Raw genomic sequence first — 15,289 nt, forward strand, 5'->3', positions numbered from 1 at the left:
GTGAACGACGCCCAACCGCCCCTCGTCGAGCTCAGCCACGTCGCGAAGTCGTACCGGCGCGGCAACCAGATCGTGCCCGTGCTGACCGACATCACGCTCGACATCGGCGAAGGCGACTTCGTCGCGCTGATGGGGCCATCGGGCTCCGGCAAGAGCACGCTGCTGAACCTCGTGGCCGGCATCGACCGGCCCGACAGCGGCGAGCTGCGCGTCGGCGGCCTCGACATCTCGCGACTCGCCGAGGCGCAACTGGCCGAATGGCGCGCGGCGAACGTCGGCTTCATCTTCCAGTTCTACAACCTGATGCCCGTGCTCACCGCGTTCGAGAACGTCGAGCTGCCGCTGATGCTCACGCACCTGTCGCGCCGCGAGCGGCGCGAACGCGTCGAGCTCGTGCTCGACATGGTGAATCTCGGCGACCGCACGAGCCATTACCCGTCCGAGCTGTCGGGCGGCCAGCAGCAGCGCGTCGCGATCGCGCGCGCATTGATCACCGATCCGGTGCTGATCGTCGCCGACGAGCCGACCGGCGACCTCGACCGCGCGTCGGCCACCGACGTGCTCGCGATGCTGCAGCGGATGAACGCCGAGCTCGGCAAGACGATCATCATGGTGACGCACGACGCGCACGCGGCCGGCGCCGCGCGCTCGCTCGTCCATCTGGAAAAGGGGGAGCTGATCGATGGGCACGCCGGCTGAGCGGCGACAGGAGCGCGCGCCGTGTATGTGCTGAAGCTGATCGCGCGCAATGCGCTGCGGCACCGGCTGCGCACGCTGCTGACCGTGCTCGGGCTCACGATCGCCGTGCTCGCGTTCGGGCTGCTGCACACCGTCGTCGACGCGTGGTACGCGGGCGCGGCGGCGGCGTCCAGCGGACGGCTCGTCACGCGCAACGCGATCTCGCTGGTGTTTCCGCTGCCGGTGAGCTACGAGAACCGGATCCGCGGCGTCGACGGCGTGACGGCCGTGGTCCGCTCGAACTGGTTCGGCGGCATCTACCGCGATCCGAAGAACTTCTTCGCGAGCTTCGCGGTGTCGGAGAACTACCTCGACCTGTATCCGGAATTCATCCTGCCCGCGCAGCAGCGCGCCGACTACGACCGCGACCGCCGCGGCTGTCTCGTCGGCCGGCAGCTCGCGACGCAGTTCGGCTTCAAGGTCGGCGACGTGATCCCGCTGAAGGGCACGATCTATCCGGGCACGTGGGATTTCGTCGTGCGCGGGATTCTCGACGGCCGCGACGATTCGACGATCACGCGCCAGTTGGTGTTCCACTGGGATTACCTGAACGAGACGGTGCGCAAGCGCACGCCGAAGCAGGCCGACCAGGTCGGCGTGTTCGTGCTCGGCGTCGCGAACCCCGACGACGGCGCCGCGATCGCGCGCAACGTCGACGCGGTGTTCAAGAACTCGCTCGCCGAGACACTCACCGAGACCGAGCAGGCGTTCCAGCTCGGCTTCGTCGCGATGTCGAACCAGATCATCGCGGCGATTCGCCTGGTGTCGTACGTGGTGATCCTGATCATCATGGCGGTGATGGCCAACGCGATGGCGATGAGCGCGCGCGAGCGCACGGCCGAATACGCGACGCTGAAGGCGCTCGGCTTCGGCCCCGGGTTTCTCGCGCTGATCGTGTTCGGCGAATCGGTCGTGATCGCGGTGGTCGGCGGCGCGCTCGGGATCCTCGCGACGCCGCCCGCCGCGAGCCTGTTCAAGCAGGCGGCAGGCGGCATCTTCCCGGTGTTCAAGGTATCGACCGGGACGGTCGTGCTGCAGGCCGCGTGCTCGGTCGCGGTCGGCCTCGCGGCCGCGCTCGTGCCGGCGTGGCAGGCCGCGCGCGTGCGCGTGGTCGAAGGCCTGCGGGCGATTGGATAGCGACGCACATGGCGATCCCGCTCACCTACATCGCGCGCAACCTGTGGACCCGGCGGCTGACCACCGCGCTCACCGCGGGCGGGATGGCGCTCGTGATCTTCGTGTTCGCGACGGTGCAGATGCTCGATGCGGGTCTCACGAAAACGCTCGTGTCGACCGGCGAACCCGACAACGCGGTGGTGATCCGCAAGGGCGCCGAAACCGAGATCCAGAGTTCGATCGACCATCAGCAGGCCAACGCGCTCGAAATGCACCCGGCCGTCGCGCTCGGCCCCGACGGCCGGCCGCTCGTGTCGAAGGAAGCCGTCGTGCTGATCTCGCTCGTGAAGACGTCGAGCGGCAAGCCGTCGAACGTCGTGATCCGCGGCGTGTCGCCGGCCGGCCTCGCGCTGCGTCCGCACGTGAAGCTCGCGGCCGGCCGGACCTTCGCGCCCGGCTCGTCGGAGATCGTCGTCGGCAGCGCGATCGCGAAAGGCTTCAGCGGCACGCAGCTCGGCGACCGCCTGCATTTCGCGCAGCGCGACTGGACCATCGTCGGCGTGTTCGACGCGGGCGGCAGCGGCTTCGATTCGGAGATCTGGGGCGACGTCGACCAGTTGATGCAGTCGTTCCGGCGCACCAGCTATTCGTCGATGGTGCTGCGCATTCCGAGCGCCGACGGCTTCGCGCGCTTCAAGGCCGACATCGACGTCGACCCGCGCCTGACCGACGAGGCCAAGCGCGAGCAGACCTTCTACGGCGACCAGTCGAAGGCGCTGTCGACGTTCATCAACATCCTCGGCATCACGCTGTCGACGATCTTCTCGATCGCCGCGATGATCGGCGCGATGATCACGATGTATGCGTCGGTCGCGAACCGCGTGGCCGAGATCGGCACGCTGCGCGCGCTCGGCTTCAAGCGCACCAACGTGCTCGCCGCGTTCCTGCTGGAGGCGCTGCTGCTCGGCTTCGTCGGCGGCGTCGCGGGGCTCGCGTGCGCGTCGCTGATGCAGTTCGCGTCATTCTCGACGACCAACTTCCAGACCTTCTCGGACCTGTCGTTCCGCTTCGTGCTGACGCCCGCGATCGTCGTGAAGACGCTCGGGTTCTCGCTCGTGATGGGGCTCGTCGGCGGGTTCCTGCCGGCGATGCGCGCGGCGCGGCTGAAGATCGTCGACGCGCTGCGCGCGCAGTGACGCACGCCGCCGCTCACGTTCAACGTTCGCGCGGCACCCACGCGCCGTGGAACCCGGCCGGCACGCGGCGCGGCAGATGCACGGTCGCGACCGGCCCCGCGTCGATCGCGCGCGCATCGAGGATCACGACGTCGCTCGTATCCGTCGCCGCGCGGTAGACCATCACCAGCAGCCAGCCGTCGTCCTCGTCGGCGCCGCCCGGGCGCGGCACGAACACCGGCTCGCCGTTCTGGTCGCCGGCCGGCACCGCATAGTGCATCGTCGTGCCGCGCGCGTGGTCGAACCGCATCACGCCGCGCATTTCCGCGTTGTTCGGCTGCTCGGCCGCGTACAGGTAGCGATAGCGGCGCCCGGTGCGGGTTTCGTTGATGCGCGGCAACTCGATGCCGCCGTCGGCGAGCGGCCCTTCGTCGATCAGCCCGTTCGCGGTATCGATCACATAGCGCCACAGCTCGCCGACCGGGTTGTCGGCGAAGCGGCCCGTGCGCGCGTCGAGCCGCAGGAACGACGGATAGCGCACCGCGTCGAGCACGATGCACGATGCGTCGCAGTCGTACGCGTTGACGACGTGCTGGATGAAACACGGCTCGACGTCGAACCAGCGCACGTCGCCGCCGTGGCGCGGCAGCACGCCGATGCGCGCGGGCCGGTCGTCGTGCCAGCGCAGCGGCATCCGGTGGCCCTGCTTCAGCAGCGAGAAGTCGTAGCCGACGTTCAGGTCGAGCAGCAGGCTGCGGGTTTCGGTGATCGCGAGGTCGTGCATCATCGACGGCGCGCCCAGCTCGATCTCGAGATCGACGCGCTTCACGCCCGTCGCGTCGATCACGCCGTAGCGCAGCCAGGGCGCACGCCAGTCCGCGCGGAACAGGATCAGCTCGTCCGTTGCCGGGTCGACCTTCGGATGCGCGGTCATCCCGCCGTCGAAGCCCGCGTGCCGCGCCGGCATGCCGAGCGAATCGAGCGCGGCGGTGATCGCGAGCGGCGCGCCGCCCTCGGCCAGCGCGAGCAATTCGCCCGCATGCTGCAGCACGTTCACGTTCGGATTGGTGTCGGGCAGATGCGGCGCCCGCGCGGGCGCGTGCACGGCGGCCCAGCGCCGCGTGCGCGCCCAGCGGTTCCGGTAGCCGGCCGCGCGGCCGTCGTCGAACGCGATCGCGTGCAGCATCGCGGCCTCCGGCCACCACGACAGCAGGTCGTTGCCTTCGAAGCGGCCGCCCGGCGGGTTCGGGCCGTTGCGCAGCAACGTGCCGTCGAGTTCGCGCGGAAGGGTGCCCGTCACGCGCAGGTCGAAGAAGTCGACTTCGTCGGCAACCGGCGCGATCGCGCCGCGGTTCAGGTCGAATACGGTCATCGCATCGGCGCTCCGTCAGCAGTCTGCGGCGGCCGGCGGCAGATCGCCGCGCGCCAGCGCGAGCGCATGGTCGCGCACGTCGTCCGGCCAGCCGGCGATCAGCTCGGCCAGCCGCGCCGGGTCGTTCGCATACAGCGCCCGCGCGGCTTCCTCGAAACCGGGCAGGTCGCCCGCCATCGCGGACATGAAGTGGTACGCGCGCGCCTGCGCGTCGCGGCGCCGGTCGGCCGCCGCATGCGTGCGCCGCGCGTCCTCGACGAGCTTGCGCAGCGCCACCGACGCGCCGCCCGGCTGCGCGCCGAGCCATTCCCAGTGACGCGGCAGCAGCGTGACCTCGCGCGACACCACGCCGAGCTTCGGCCGGCCGCGGCCGCGCTGTTCGCCGGCGCCCGCGCCCGCCGGCTCGCCGGCGCCGCCGGACGCTCCAGATGCGCCGCCCGACGGCACCGCATAGCGCGCGCGGACGTCGTCCGCGGTGCCGCGCAGGTCGAGGTCGATCGAGCGGCCCGTCGCGTCGTCGAAGATCAGGATCGTGCCGGACGTCGCGTCGCCGGCCGCCTGCCGGGCAGCGAGCGCGACCGTCGCGAGCGTGCCCGACGCGAGCCGCCGGTGGCCGTCGAAGGCCGTGTACGAAGGAAGGAGCGTGGAAGCGGTCATCGTGGTCGCCCGCAGGCTGAAATCGGAATGACGCTATTTTTATCCGGGTATTAATTGGATGTCAATATTATCCGGGTAAAAACATCGCCCTCATCGAGTTCCCATCCTGCGGGGTCGACCGCGGGGAACCTCGCCCGATCGATTCAAATGCTGAATCGATCGAGTCAGCAATTGGCATGAAAACGCAAGTTTCGACATGACAGAATGGCCCGGACGCCCTCGCATCGGCGTCGGGTGCCCGGCCTCTCGCCGGCGGCATCCACCCACATCACGCGCGCACCGACGCGCCTGCCGCACGACGGCACCTTCCGCCCTTCGGAGGAGACAAGTCATGAATCCGCTTCACGCGCTGCCGGCGTCCGCGTCGGCAACGGCCCGGCGCACCCGCGTGCGCTGGCTGGTGCTCGCCGTCCTGTTCGCGGTCACGACGATCAACTACGCGGATCGTGCGGCCATCGCGATCGCGGGCCCGAGCCTCGCCCGCGCGCTGCACCTGAGCCACGTGCAGATGGGCTTCATCTTTTCCGCGTTCGGCTGGTCGTACGTGGTCGCGCAACTGCCGGGCGGCTGGCTGCTCGACCGCTACGGATCGCGTATCGTCTACGCATTCAGCATCTTCTTCTGGTCGCTGTTCACGCTGCTGCAGGGCGGCATCGGCTTCTTCGGCGGTGCGGCCGCGTTCGCGCTGCTGTTCGGGCTGCGGTTCCTGGTCGGCGCGGCCGAGGCGCCGTCGTTCCCCGCCAACAGCCGGATCGTGTCCGCGTGGTTCCCGGCCGCCGAACGCGGCACCGCGTCGGCGATCTTCAACGCCGCCCAGTACGCGGCGACCGTCGTGTTCGCGCCGCTGATGGGCTGGCTCGTGCACGCGTTCGGCTGGCAGGCGGTGTTCGCGGTGATGGGCGTGCTCGGCTTCGCGTTCGTGCTGGTGTGGAACCGCACGATGTACGACCCGAAGGAGCACCCGAGCATCAACCGCGCGGAACTCGACTACCTCGCCGAAGGCGGTGCGCTCGTCAACATCGACCAGGCGACGGGCGGGCGCGACGGCGGCCCGTCGATGCGCCACGTGAAGGCGCTGCTGCGCAACCGGATGCTGGTCGGCGTATACGTCGCGCAGTACTGCATCAACGCGCTCACCTACTTCTTCATCACGTGGTTTCCCGTCTATCTCGTGCAGGCGCGCGGGATGTCGATCCTCAACGCGGGGCTCGTCGCGTCGATCCCGGCCGTGTGCGGGTTCCTCGGCGGGATTCTCGGCGGCGTCGTGTCCGATGCGCTGCTCAGGCAGGGCCGCTCGCTGTCGGTCGCGCGCAAGGTGCCGATCGTGATCGGCATGCTGCTGTCGATGTCGATGATCGTCTGCAACTACACCGATTCGCACGTGCTCGTCGTGCTGTTCATGGCGCTGTCGTTCTTCGGCAAGGGGCTCGGCGCGCTCGGCTGGGCCGTCAACGCCGACACCGCACCGCGCCAGATCGCCGGGCTGAGCGGCGCGCTGCTCAACACCTGCGGCAACCTTTCCAGCATCACGACGCCGATCGCGATCGGCTATATCGTCGACCGCAGCGGCTCGTTCAACGGCGCGCTCGTCTATGTCGTCGCGCACGCGCTCGTCGCCGTGATCTGCTACCTGTTCGTCGTCGGCGAGATCCGCCGCGTCGAGCTTCAATGAACCGCGCTGGCCGCGCCGGCGCGTCCGTCGGCCCGCGCGCCACCGGAACCAGGAGCGAACCGATGTCCGAAACCAGCCGTGCCGGCACCCCGCGCGTCACGCGCATGCAGGTGATTCCCGTCGCCGGCCGCGACAGCATGCTGCTCAACCTGTGCGGCGCGCACGCGCCGTACTTCACGCGCAACCTCGTGATCCTCGACGACAGCAGCGGGCATACGGGCGTCGGCGAAGTGCCGGGCGGCGAAGGCATTCGCCACGCGCTCGAGCGCATGACGGATCGCGTGGTCGGGCAGCCGATCGGGCGCTACCAGGCGACGCTCAACGCGGTGCGCGCGGCGCTGTCCGGCGCCGGCGCCGGGCGCACGATCCGCCACGAAGTGACGTCGGCCGGCGAGGCGGCCGTGCTGCGCCAGCCGCACGAGATCAACCTGCGGCTCGACAACGTGATCACCGCGATCGAGGCCGCGCTGCTCGACCTGCTCGGCCAGCATCTCGACGTGCCGGTCGCGGCGCTGCTCGGCGAAGGCCAGCAGCGCGACGCGGTGCCGATGCTCGCGTACCTGTTCTACATCGGCGACCGGCGCCGCACCGATCTGCCGTATCGCGACGAGGCGCATGCGTCGGACCCATGGTTCCGGCTGCGCAACGAAGCGGCGCTCACGCCGGCCGCGATCGCGCGGCAGGCCGAAGCCGCGGTCGAGCGCTACGGTTTCGCCGATTTCAAGCTGAAGGGCGGCGTGATGGCCGGCGCGGACGAGATGGAAGCGATCGCGGCGATCAAGGCGCGCTTTCCCGACGCGCGCACGACGCTCGATCCGAACGGCGCGTGGTCGCTCGACGAGGCCGTCGCGCTGTGCCGCGGGCAAGGCCGCCTGCTCGCGTACGCGGAAGATCCGTGCGGGCCGGAAGGCGGCTATTCGGGCCGCGAGGTGATGGCCGAATTCCGCCGCGCGACGGGGATCCCGACCGCGACCAACATGATCGCGACCGACTGGCGGCAGATGGATCACGCGGTGCGGCTGCAGGCGGTCGACATCCCGCTCGCCGATCCGCATTTCTGGACGATGCAGGGCTCGGTGCGGCTCGCGCAGCTGTGCCGCGACTGGGGGCTCACGTGGGGCTCGCACTCGAACAACCACTTCGACGTGTCGCTCGCGATGTTCACGCATGCGGCGGCGGCCGCGCCCGGCACGATCACCGCGATCGACACGCACTGGATCTGGCAGGAAGGCGACGCGCGGCTCACGCGCGAGCCGCTCGCGATCGTCGGCGGCAAGGTGGCCGTGCCGGAGCGGCCGGGGCTCGGCATCGAGCTGGACATGGCACAGGTCGAGGCCGCGCATGCGCTGTACCGGCAGGTGGGCGGCACCGCGCGCGACGATGCGGTGGCGATGCGCTATCTGGTGCCGGGGTGGACGTACGATCCGAAGCGGCCGAGTTTCGGGCGCGGGTGACGGGGCGGTGTGCTGACGGGGGCGGTTGCCAAATACGGGAAACGGCCGCATCCTGCCGGCTGCCTGGATCGACCCGTGCGGCGGACGGTCGGGCGCTCCTCGTCCATTCGCAAATATCGCTTTTCATGACGTCATCCGGTCCGACACCGCGGCAGATCATCGTCTTCGTGCTGTATTCGGCGCTGTGTCTGCCCGCGAGCATGACCGTCGCCGGCTATGTCGCGACCCGGATCACGCGGCACGTGTCGAATTTCGAAGGCGGTGCGGGCTACGCGGCGCTCGTATGGATCATCATTTTGACCTGCGCGTTCTACGGGCTGTCGATCGCCCTGTGCGTGCTGCTGCGGAGAAGAACCGCGGTGCTCGCGGCCATGACGGTGGGGTTCGCCGTGCTGTCGGTGCCTGCGTTCAGGTTGGCCTGCCAGTTGGCGACCTAGCGCGTCGCGCCCATGGCTCGCGGAAAACAAAAAGGCCCGATCTTGCGATCGGGCCTTTCAAATTCCGTTGGTGGAGCGGAGGAGGATCGAACTCCCGACCTTCGCATTGCGAACGCGACGCTCTCCCAGCTGAGCTACCGCCCCAACAGACGACCATCATACACACGCATTTCCACGCTTGGCAATAGGGGTTACGTCACTCGCGACGCGTTACTTTGACGGCGCGCCGGCCAGCACCCATTCGACCACCGACCGGACGTCGGCGTCGCTCATGCGCGGATGCGCGGGCATCGGAATCGCGCCCCACACGCCCGAGCCGCCGTCCTTCACCTTCTTCGACAGCTTCGCGACGGCCTGCGGATCGGACTTGTAGCGAGCGGCGATGTCCTTGAACGACGGGCCGACGAGCTTGCGGTCGACCGCGTGGCAGCCCATGCACGCGTTGCCGCGCGCCACTTTCAGGCCGTCGCCGACGTCCGCGTGCGCCGCGCCCAGCGTGCCGGCCACGAGCGCCATGGCTGCGCCACCGCGCACCATCCAGCGTTTCATCTGCTTCATCTGCATGCCCGTCATTGCGCCTTCGCCTTCGGATTGCCGGGATGCACGCTCGACGAATTCGAGATCGGCGCGGGCGGCTGCAGCGGCGTGGACTGCACCGACGCGTCGGGCACCGCGCCGACCGTCGCGCTGTCCGCCGGTGCGGCAGCCGCCTGCGCGCCGGATGCGCCGCTCGCGGGCGACGCGTCCTGCAGCGCCTGCGCGTCCTGCGGCTTCACGTACTGGAACACCTTCACGACCTTCTCGACGCCCGGCACCTGGCTCGCGGCTTCCGCGCCGCGATTGCCTTCGTCCACCGTCACGAGCCCCATCAGGTAAAGATTGCCGCGTTCGGCAACGACCTTATAGTAGTTCGCCGAGATGCCCTTCGTCGCGATCAGCTCGGACTTCACGCGCCCTTCGAGGTACGAGTCGTTCGCGCGCGACGACAGCGACGACGCGGGCCCGACCGACAGTTCGTTGACGATGCCGTTCACGTTGTTGATGCCACGCACGATTTCCTCGGCGCGCTGCTTCGACGCATCGTTCGGCACCTCGCCCGTCAGCAGCACGCGGCGGTTGAACACCGTCACGTTCACGTGCGACTGGTCCGGCAGCCCGTTGTTGATCTGCGAGAGCGACTTGACCTGGATTTCGCGATCCTCCGTCTGCGCGCCGAGCGTACGGCGATCGGTCGCGATCAGCGCGCCGCCGCCGGCCGCTGCGCCCACGACCCCGAGCACACAGCCCTGCAGCGACACGGCGAGGCCCGCCGTCAGCGCGGCGAGCAGCGTGGTTCTGACGAGCGTCTGTTTGACGCGGCTTTGATTCATCGACGGCTCTCCTTCGTTCAATCCTCACCCAGCAGCATCGCGTCGATGCCGTCGCACAGGCAGTGGATGGTCAGCAGATGGACTTCGTGGATGCGCGCCGCGCGAACGGCGGGCACGCTGATCGGAATATCGGTGTCGGACAGCGCGGCCGCCACCGTGTGGTCGTTGCCGCCCGTCAACGCGACGACGGTCATCTCGCGCTCGTGCGCCTCGCCGATCGCCGCGAGCACGCGCGGCGATGCGCCGCCCGCATCGAGCACCAGCAGGATGTCGCCCGTCTGGCCCAGCACGCGCACCTGCTGCGCGAACAACTGCTCGGCGGCCGCCACGCCCGCGAGGCCGGCCTGCGACGCGTCGGTGGCCAGCGCGATCGCGGGCAGGCCCGGACGCTCGCGCTCGAAACCGCCGACGAGCGACGCGGCGAGGTACTGCGCGGCGGCGGCCGACGGGCCGTCGCCGCACGCGACGATCTTGTTGCCGTTCGCCAGTGCGGCGAACATCGCATCGACCGCGGCTGCGATCGGCAGCGACAGCGCGTCGGCCGCTTCGGCGTGAAGCGCGGCGCTGTCGCGAAATTGTTGCTGAATACGTTCGACTGACATCGATTCCTGGTGAACTGGGCGCGCGGCACAACTCGCGCGACATCGTGGGTGCGGCGAGTTTACCGTACTCCGGCGCCCTCTCCGGCGGTCCGGCAAGAACTCTTTACATCTCGTCACAGCTCGCGGCTACGCATCGTCGGTACGAAATGCATCGCGCAGCCACGCAAGCCGGCCGGCCTCGAACGCGACGACGTCGAAACGGCACGCGGCGCCGGCGCCGTGCCGCGACCAGAACTGCAGCGCGGCCGCGACCAGGCGCCGCCGCTTGCGCCAGCCGACGCTCGCGGCCGCGCCGCCATGCCGGGTGCTGCGCCGCGCGCGCACCTCGACGAACACGAGCATGCCGTCGGGCTCGCGCATCACGAGATCGAGCTCGCCGCCGCGCATCGTCACATTGGCGGCGACGAACGCGAGACCATGACGCTCGAGAAACTGCCGCGCGCGCTGCTCGAACGCCGCGCCGACCGGTTTGGATCGCGTCGCGCCGGAAAAGTTGTCGCCCGAAGGCGGCCGGCCGCGCGCGCCGTCCGGCCGGGCCGGCGCCGCGTGGCACAATGCCGTCCTTGTTCCGTTCGTGCCGCGATTGCGTGCATTGCCTGCCATGACTGCCCTCCTCGAACTCGCGCATACGCAGCACTACCCGGACGCCGCGCTCTACGTGGTCGCCACGCCGATCGGCAATACGGCCGACATCACGCTGCGCGCGCTGCACGTGCTCGGCCTCGCCGACCGCATCGCGGCCGAAGACACCCGCAACACGGGCCAGTTGCTCGCCCGCTACGGGATCTCGAAACCGCTCGTGGCCGTGCACGAGCACAACGAACGCGAAGCCGCGCAGCGCGTGATCGAACTGCTGCGTGGCGGCGAACGCGTGGCCTATGTGTCGGACGCCGGCACGCCGGGCATCTCCGACCCCGGCGCGCGGCTCGTCGACGCCGTGCGCGCGGCCGGCTTCGCAGTGGTTCCGCTGCCCGGCGCGAGCGCGGCCGTGACCGCGCTGAGCGTGGCCGGCGACTGGGCCGGCGCGTTCACGTTCGCGGGCTTCCTGCCGCCGAAGGCCAAACAGCGCGCGACCGCGCTGCAGGCGCTGGCGTCGCACCCGTACGCGCTGGTGTTCTACGAAGCGCCGCACCGGATCGCCGAAACCGTCGCCGCGCTCGCCGACGCGTTCGGCCCCGCGCGCCGGCTGCTGATCGCGCGCGAGCTCACCAAGCTACACGAGCAGTTGTTCCAGGGCACCCTGGCCGAAGGACAGAGCTGGCTCGCCGGCGATGCGAACCGCCAGCGCGGCGAGTTCGTGCTGGTCGTCGAAGGCGCGCCGGCGGCAAGCGGCGAAGCGGACGACACCGCGCACGACGCGCTGCTCAGGCTGCTGCTGGACGAGGTGCCGGTGAAGAGCGCGGCCCGGCTCGCGGCCGCGCTGACGGGCGCATCGCGCAACACGCTGTATGCGCGTGCGCTGGTGCTGAAGGAAGGCAGGGAAGACTGACGCGCGCCGCCGCCGCGCGAAAAGTACAAAGGGCTGCCGGAAGGCAGCCCTTTGTGCATGAGCGGTGGATTCTCCGGACGGGATCGCCGCGTTATTTCGCCGAGATCGACGCGAACATTTCGTCGCGCGCCTCGCGCGCTTCTTGCGGCGACAGCCCTTCGATCTTCACGCGGCCCGTGCCGGCGTGCACGAGGCCGATCACCTTGGCCGCCGCATACGACAGGTCGAGCACGCGGCCGCGCTTGAACGGCCCGCGATCGTTGACCTTCACGACGACCCACTTGCCGGTCGATGCGTTCGTCACCTTGATGTACGACGACAGCGGCAGCGTGCGGTGCGCGGCGGTGAACGCGTTCATGTTGAAGCGCTCGCCGTTCGCGGTGCGGCGGCCGTGGAAATCGCGCCCGTACCACGATGCGCGGCCGCTCTGGCGGAAATCGGATACATCCTTGCCGTCGATCGGCTCGGCGTCGGCCAGCGACGACTTCTTCGCGTCCTTGCTGTCGGCGGCCGGCATCGATGCCAGCGCGGAATCGAAATTGAGCGGCTGCTTGTCGTCGTCCGCCTTCGCGGCAGCGGCCGTCTTGTCGACCGCCCGCTTCGGGTTCACGCTGCCGGTGGTCTGGCTGGGTGGCACCGCACAGCCCGTCAGCGCAAAAAACAATGCAATGGTTCCGAATCGGCTCGGAAAACGTAAATTCATCGACGTGTCGCCTTCTGGTTCGGGCCGCATCGATACAACGCTGCTTCACAACGCGATGCGGCCCGGACGGCAAATGCGTGCACGCCCCGCTCGAATGCGAGCAGGCGGCTAGCATGGGCGCGGCGTTCGTCTGGGCCGCAACCGTCCTGATTAGTTTTCACGTCTGGCGCAACCTGTCCCCAACAGCCTGACCAGACCCCACATGCCGCCATCGAACATGGCTCCACGTTCGCGCGCGTCGATACGACCAACGCACAGGAACGGCGGCACAGGCCTCATCCGGCGGCGCGGCAGCAAGGCCGCAGGCGGGCGCGCAGCGCCCGGCCGGACAAGACGTGAGCACCGAATGTTCGGTGCTGGATACACCGCCGGACTCCCCGGCGGCCGATGCTTGACGGTGAATCGGATGCCTCGTTTAACGGGGCCGAAACACCAGCGAATGGCGTGAAATTCACGCGCAATGGGGCGCATTATACATAAATCAAAACCTTGTCTCGAAAAGGGTCCCCGGCGGACCATTGATTCTCGCTATGGCTGTAACAATCGGCATGCTCCGGGAATGCCCTGATGCGTGCACCTCGGGGTGCGTCGCACGCACGGCAGGCCGCGCGCACGACCGGTACAATCGCTCCTTTTAGCCGCCGGTGCCTCCATGAAAGTCACGCTCATTCCGGTCACGCCGTTCCAGCAGAATTGCTCGCTGCTCGTCTGCGAGAAGACGGGCCGCGCCGCCGTCGTCGATCCGGGCGGCGATCTCGACCGGATCGAACAGGAAATCGCGCGGCAGAACGTGCAGGTCGACAAGGTGCTGCTCACGCACGGGCACATCGATCACTGCGCGGGCGCCAAGACGCTCGCGACGCGCTACAGCGTGCCGATCGAGGGGCCGCAGGAAGAAGAGCGCTTCTGGATCGAGAAGCTGCCGACGCAGAGCGAGCGCTTCGGCTTTCCGGCCGCCGACAGCTTCGAACCCGACCGGTGGCTGAACGACGGCGACACCGTGCAGTTCGGCGACGAGACGCTCGAGGTCTATCACTGCCCGGGCCACACGCCCGGCCACGTGGTGTTCTTCAGCCGCGCGCATCGCGTCGCGATCGTCGGCGACGTGCTGTTCGCGGGCTCGATCGGCCGGACCGATTTCCCGCGCGGCAATCACGAGGATCTCGTCCGTTCGATCAAGGAAAAGCTGTGGCCGCTCGGCGACGACGTCACGTTCGTGCCCGGCCACGGCCCCGTGTCGACGTTCGGCGACGAGCGCCGCACGAACCCGTTCGTGTCCGACAAGGTATTCGGATGAACCAGACCGCCATCCCGGAAATTTACGTCAGCACCGACGTCGAGGCCGACGGCCCGATTCCCGGCCCGCACTCGATGCTGAGCTTCGCGTCGGCCGCCTATACCGAGGACAAGCAGCTGATCGCGACGTTCTCGGCGAACCTCGAGACGCTGCCCGGCGCGCACGCGCACCCGGTGCAGGAAGCGTGGTGGAAGACCGAGCCGGAAGCCTGGGCCGCGTGCCGGCGCGACCTGCAGACGCCCGAGGCGGCGCTCGTCGCCTACGTCGAATGGGTCGAGGCGCTGCCCGGCAAGCCGGTGTTCGTCGCGATGCCGGCCGGCTTCGACTTCACGTTCATGTTCTGGTACATGATGCGCTTCGCGGGGCGCTGCCCGTTCTCGTGGTCGGCGCTCGACATCAAGACGCTCGCGTTCGCGATGACGGGCCTGCCGTACCGCAAGGCGATCAAGCCGCGCTTTCCGAAGCACTGGTTCGACGACCATCCGCACACGCACGTCGCGCTCGACGACGCGATCGAGCAAGGCGCGCTGTTCTGCAACATGCTCGCCGACCTGCGCCGGCAGCAGGCCGCGCTGGCGGGCCTCGCGGTGTCGGATACCGATCGGTCGGAAAGCGCGGGGGCGGGACAAAATCCCACGGATCCGCGAGCAAATTAGCGAATCTCGCTCAGCGACGCGTCGCCAGATTGCCTTTCCTTTCCCGGCCCTCTAACATTCAGCGTGTTGTAGCTGCCGCATGGAGGCGCAGGTGACGCTCGATTCCTTTTCGCAAAAAATCCTTCGCCTGTTGCAGCTCGACGCGCGCCGCTCCGTTCAGGAAATCTCCGACCAGGTCGGGCTGTCGAGCACGCCGTGCTGGCGCCGCATCAAGGACATGGAACAGTCGGGCGTGATCCAGCGCTACACGGCGCTGCTCGATCGCGAGAAGCTCGGCCTGCACGTCTGCGCGCTCGCGCACGTGCACCTGACGCGCCACAACGAGGGCGGCGTCGAGCAGTTCGAGCGCGAGATCGCGACCTGCCCGGAAGTCACCGAGTGCTACAGCACGACCGGCGAAGCCGATTACATCCTCAAGATCGTCGCGCCGGACATCAAGGCCTACGACGTGTTCCTCCACGAGCGCATCTTCAAGATCCCGGCCGTGTCGCAGGTGCGCACGAGCGTCGTGCTGCGCGAAATCAAGTTCGACACGCAATTGCCGCTGTAAC

At 68.9% G+C, this 15,289-nt stretch carries 17 protein-coding genes and 1 tRNA gene; 10 read left to right on the top strand and 8 right to left on the bottom strand.

Annotated features, from left to right (window positions below; translation table 11 throughout):
• Genes QZM15_RS30305 through QZM15_RS30315 form a run of 3 tightly spaced genes read left to right on the top strand, consistent with a single transcriptional unit; the run spans window position 1 to window position 3,050 of the window.
• Window positions 1–699: an ABC transporter ATP-binding protein gene (locus tag QZM15_RS30305; protein ID WP_302107820.1), complete on the top strand. Its 699-nt coding sequence runs from the start codon at window positions 1–3 to the stop codon at window positions 697–699.
• Between the two features lie 21 nt (window positions 700–720).
• Window positions 721–1,875 (top strand): ABC transporter permease, encoded by a 1,155-nt coding sequence (locus QZM15_RS30310; RefSeq protein ID WP_060008773.1) that lies wholly within the window; start codon window positions 721–723, stop codon window positions 1,873–1,875.
• Window positions 1,876–1,883: 8 nt separating this feature from the next.
• Window positions 1,884–3,050 carry an ABC transporter permease gene (locus QZM15_RS30315; protein ID WP_059643682.1) on the top strand — a complete coding sequence of 389 codons (1,167 nt, stop codon included), beginning with the start codon at window positions 1,884–1,886 and terminating at the stop codon, window positions 3,048–3,050.
• A 19-nt stretch (window positions 3,051–3,069) separates the two neighbouring features.
• Here QZM15_RS30315 and QZM15_RS30320 read toward each other — a convergent pair whose 3' ends face one another.
• On the bottom strand, window positions 3,070–4,401 hold the full coding sequence (locus QZM15_RS30320) for a carotenoid oxygenase family protein (RefSeq protein WP_302107821.1): 1,332 nt from the start codon (window positions 4,399–4,401) through the stop codon (window positions 3,070–3,072).
• A gap of 15 nt (window positions 4,402–4,416) precedes the next feature.
• Window positions 4,417–5,058 (bottom strand): DUF2239 family protein, encoded by a 642-nt coding sequence (locus QZM15_RS30325; RefSeq protein ID WP_302107822.1) that lies wholly within the window; start codon window positions 5,056–5,058, stop codon window positions 4,417–4,419.
• A gap of 331 nt (window positions 5,059–5,389) precedes the next feature.
• On the opposite strand from QZM15_RS30325, the gene QZM15_RS30330 reads away from it, so the two are divergent.
• From QZM15_RS30330 to QZM15_RS30340, 3 genes are all read left to right on the top strand, one after another.
• Window positions 5,390–6,730, top strand: coding sequence for an MFS transporter (locus QZM15_RS30330; protein ID WP_275905634.1), 1,341 nt, complete (start codon window positions 5,390–5,392; stop codon window positions 6,728–6,730).
• Window positions 6,731–6,792: 62 nt separating this feature from the next.
• Window positions 6,793–8,184, top strand: a complete 1,392-nt coding sequence (locus QZM15_RS30335) for an enolase C-terminal domain-like protein (RefSeq protein ID WP_302107823.1) — start codon at window positions 6,793–6,795, stop codon at window positions 8,182–8,184.
• A 125-nt stretch (window positions 8,185–8,309) separates the two neighbouring features.
• Window positions 8,310–8,621, top strand: a complete 312-nt coding sequence (locus tag QZM15_RS30340) for a hypothetical protein (RefSeq protein WP_059578168.1) — start codon at window positions 8,310–8,312, stop codon at window positions 8,619–8,621.
• Between the two features lie 68 nt (window positions 8,622–8,689).
• On the opposite strand, the gene QZM15_RS30345 is transcribed toward QZM15_RS30340, so the two are convergent.
• The 5 genes from QZM15_RS30345 to QZM15_RS30365 form a co-directional block, all read right to left on the bottom strand.
• Window positions 8,690–8,765, bottom strand: a tRNA-Ala gene (locus QZM15_RS30345).
• 66 nt (window positions 8,766–8,831) lie between these two features.
• On the bottom strand, window positions 8,832–9,194 hold the full coding sequence (locus tag QZM15_RS30350) for a c-type cytochrome (protein WP_302107824.1): 363 nt from the start codon (window positions 9,192–9,194) through the stop codon (window positions 8,832–8,834).
• Window positions 9,191–9,991 carry a BON domain-containing protein gene (locus QZM15_RS30355; RefSeq protein ID WP_059578262.1) on the bottom strand — a complete coding sequence of 267 codons (801 nt, stop codon included), beginning with the start codon at window positions 9,989–9,991 and terminating at the stop codon, window positions 9,191–9,193. The genes QZM15_RS30350 and QZM15_RS30355 overlap by 4 nt, the downstream gene beginning before the upstream one ends.
• Before the next feature lie 17 nt (window positions 9,992–10,008).
• On the bottom strand, window positions 10,009–10,593 hold the full coding sequence (locus tag QZM15_RS30360) for an SIS domain-containing protein (protein ID WP_060310187.1): 585 nt from the start codon (window positions 10,591–10,593) through the stop codon (window positions 10,009–10,011).
• 126 nt (window positions 10,594–10,719) lie between these two features.
• On the bottom strand, window positions 10,720–11,148 hold the full coding sequence (locus QZM15_RS30365; RefSeq protein ID WP_275905656.1) for a YraN family protein: 429 nt from the start codon (window positions 11,146–11,148) through the stop codon (window positions 10,720–10,722).
• Window positions 11,149–11,194: 46 nt separating this feature from the next.
• On the opposite strand from QZM15_RS30365, the gene rsmI reads away from it, so the two are divergent.
• A complete protein-coding gene (gene rsmI, locus QZM15_RS30370) occupies window positions 11,195–12,082 on the top strand; it encodes a 16S rRNA (cytidine(1402)-2'-O)-methyltransferase (RefSeq protein ID WP_226225734.1) in 888 nt (295 codons plus the stop codon).
• A 91-nt stretch (window positions 12,083–12,173) separates the two neighbouring features.
• Here the strand turns inward: rsmI and QZM15_RS30375 are convergent, their stop codons facing one another.
• The gene (locus QZM15_RS30375; protein ID WP_059578260.1) at window positions 12,174–12,785 is read right to left on the bottom strand and encodes a septal ring lytic transglycosylase RlpA family protein; all 612 of its coding nucleotides are present in this window, start codon (window positions 12,783–12,785) and stop codon (window positions 12,174–12,176) included.
• A gap of 652 nt (window positions 12,786–13,437) precedes the next feature.
• On the opposite strand from QZM15_RS30375, the gene QZM15_RS30380 reads away from it, so the two are divergent.
• The 3 genes from QZM15_RS30380 to QZM15_RS30390 all read left to right on the top strand — a co-directional run bounded on the left by QZM15_RS30380 (window position 13,438) and on the right by QZM15_RS30390 (window position 15,288).
• Entirely contained in the window at window positions 13,438–14,082 is a 645-nt protein-coding gene (locus QZM15_RS30380; protein WP_060008793.1) for an MBL fold metallo-hydrolase, read from the top strand.
• A complete protein-coding gene (locus QZM15_RS30385; RefSeq protein ID WP_006483674.1) occupies window positions 14,079–14,738 on the top strand; it encodes an exonuclease in 660 nt (219 codons plus the stop codon). Before QZM15_RS30380 ends, QZM15_RS30385 begins: the two co-directional genes overlap by 4 nt.
• Before the next feature lie 79 nt (window positions 14,739–14,817).
• Window positions 14,818–15,288 carry an Lrp/AsnC family transcriptional regulator gene (locus QZM15_RS30390; protein ID WP_006477376.1) on the top strand — a complete coding sequence of 157 codons (471 nt, stop codon included), beginning with the start codon at window positions 14,818–14,820 and terminating at the stop codon, window positions 15,286–15,288.
• The last annotated feature ends 1 nt before the right edge of the window (window position 15,289 follow it).

It is taken from the genome of Burkholderia sp. AU44665 (genome assembly GCF_030504405.1).
In the GTDB taxonomy this organism is placed as follows: Bacteria; Pseudomonadota; Gammaproteobacteria; order Burkholderiales; family Burkholderiaceae; genus Burkholderia; species Burkholderia semiarida.

Excerpts from the sequence above, each read along its gene's own strand:
- QZM15_RS30390 (WP_006477376.1), top strand. The coding sequence starts at position 14,818 with ATGGAGGCGCAGGTGACGCTCGATTCCTTTTCGCAAAAAATCCTTCGC.
- QZM15_RS30315 (WP_059643682.1), top strand. The coding sequence starts at position 1,884 with ATGGCGATCCCGCTCACCTACATCGCGCGCAACCTGTGGACCCGGCGG.
- QZM15_RS30350 (WP_302107824.1), bottom strand. The coding sequence starts at position 9,194 with ATGACGGGCATGCAGATGAAGCAGATGAAACGCTGGATGGTGCGCGGT.
- QZM15_RS30330 (WP_275905634.1), top strand. The coding sequence starts at position 5,390 with ATGAATCCGCTTCACGCGCTGCCGGCGTCCGCGTCGGCAACGGCCCGG.
- QZM15_RS30335 (WP_302107823.1), top strand. The coding sequence starts at position 6,793 with ATGTCCGAAACCAGCCGTGCCGGCACCCCGCGCGTCACGCGCATGCAG.
- QZM15_RS30320 (WP_302107821.1), bottom strand. The coding sequence starts at position 4,401 with ATGACCGTATTCGACCTGAACCGCGGCGCGATCGCGCCGGTTGCCGAC.
- QZM15_RS30375 (WP_059578260.1), bottom strand. The coding sequence starts at position 12,785 with ATGAATTTACGTTTTCCGAGCCGATTCGGAACCATTGCATTGTTTTTT.
- QZM15_RS30380 (WP_060008793.1), top strand. The coding sequence starts at position 13,438 with ATGAAAGTCACGCTCATTCCGGTCACGCCGTTCCAGCAGAATTGCTCG.
- QZM15_RS30325 (WP_302107822.1), bottom strand. The coding sequence starts at position 5,058 with ATGACCGCTTCCACGCTCCTTCCTTCGTACACGGCCTTCGACGGCCAC.
- QZM15_RS30385 (WP_006483674.1), top strand. The coding sequence starts at position 14,079 with ATGAACCAGACCGCCATCCCGGAAATTTACGTCAGCACCGACGTCGAG.
- QZM15_RS30340 (WP_059578168.1), top strand. The coding sequence starts at position 8,310 with ATGACGTCATCCGGTCCGACACCGCGGCAGATCATCGTCTTCGTGCTG.
- QZM15_RS30360 (WP_060310187.1), bottom strand. The coding sequence starts at position 10,593 with ATGTCAGTCGAACGTATTCAGCAACAATTTCGCGACAGCGCCGCGCTT.
- rsmI (WP_226225734.1), top strand. The coding sequence starts at position 11,195 with ATGACTGCCCTCCTCGAACTCGCGCATACGCAGCACTACCCGGACGCC.
- QZM15_RS30355 (WP_059578262.1), bottom strand. The coding sequence starts at position 9,991 with ATGAATCAAAGCCGCGTCAAACAGACGCTCGTCAGAACCACGCTGCTC.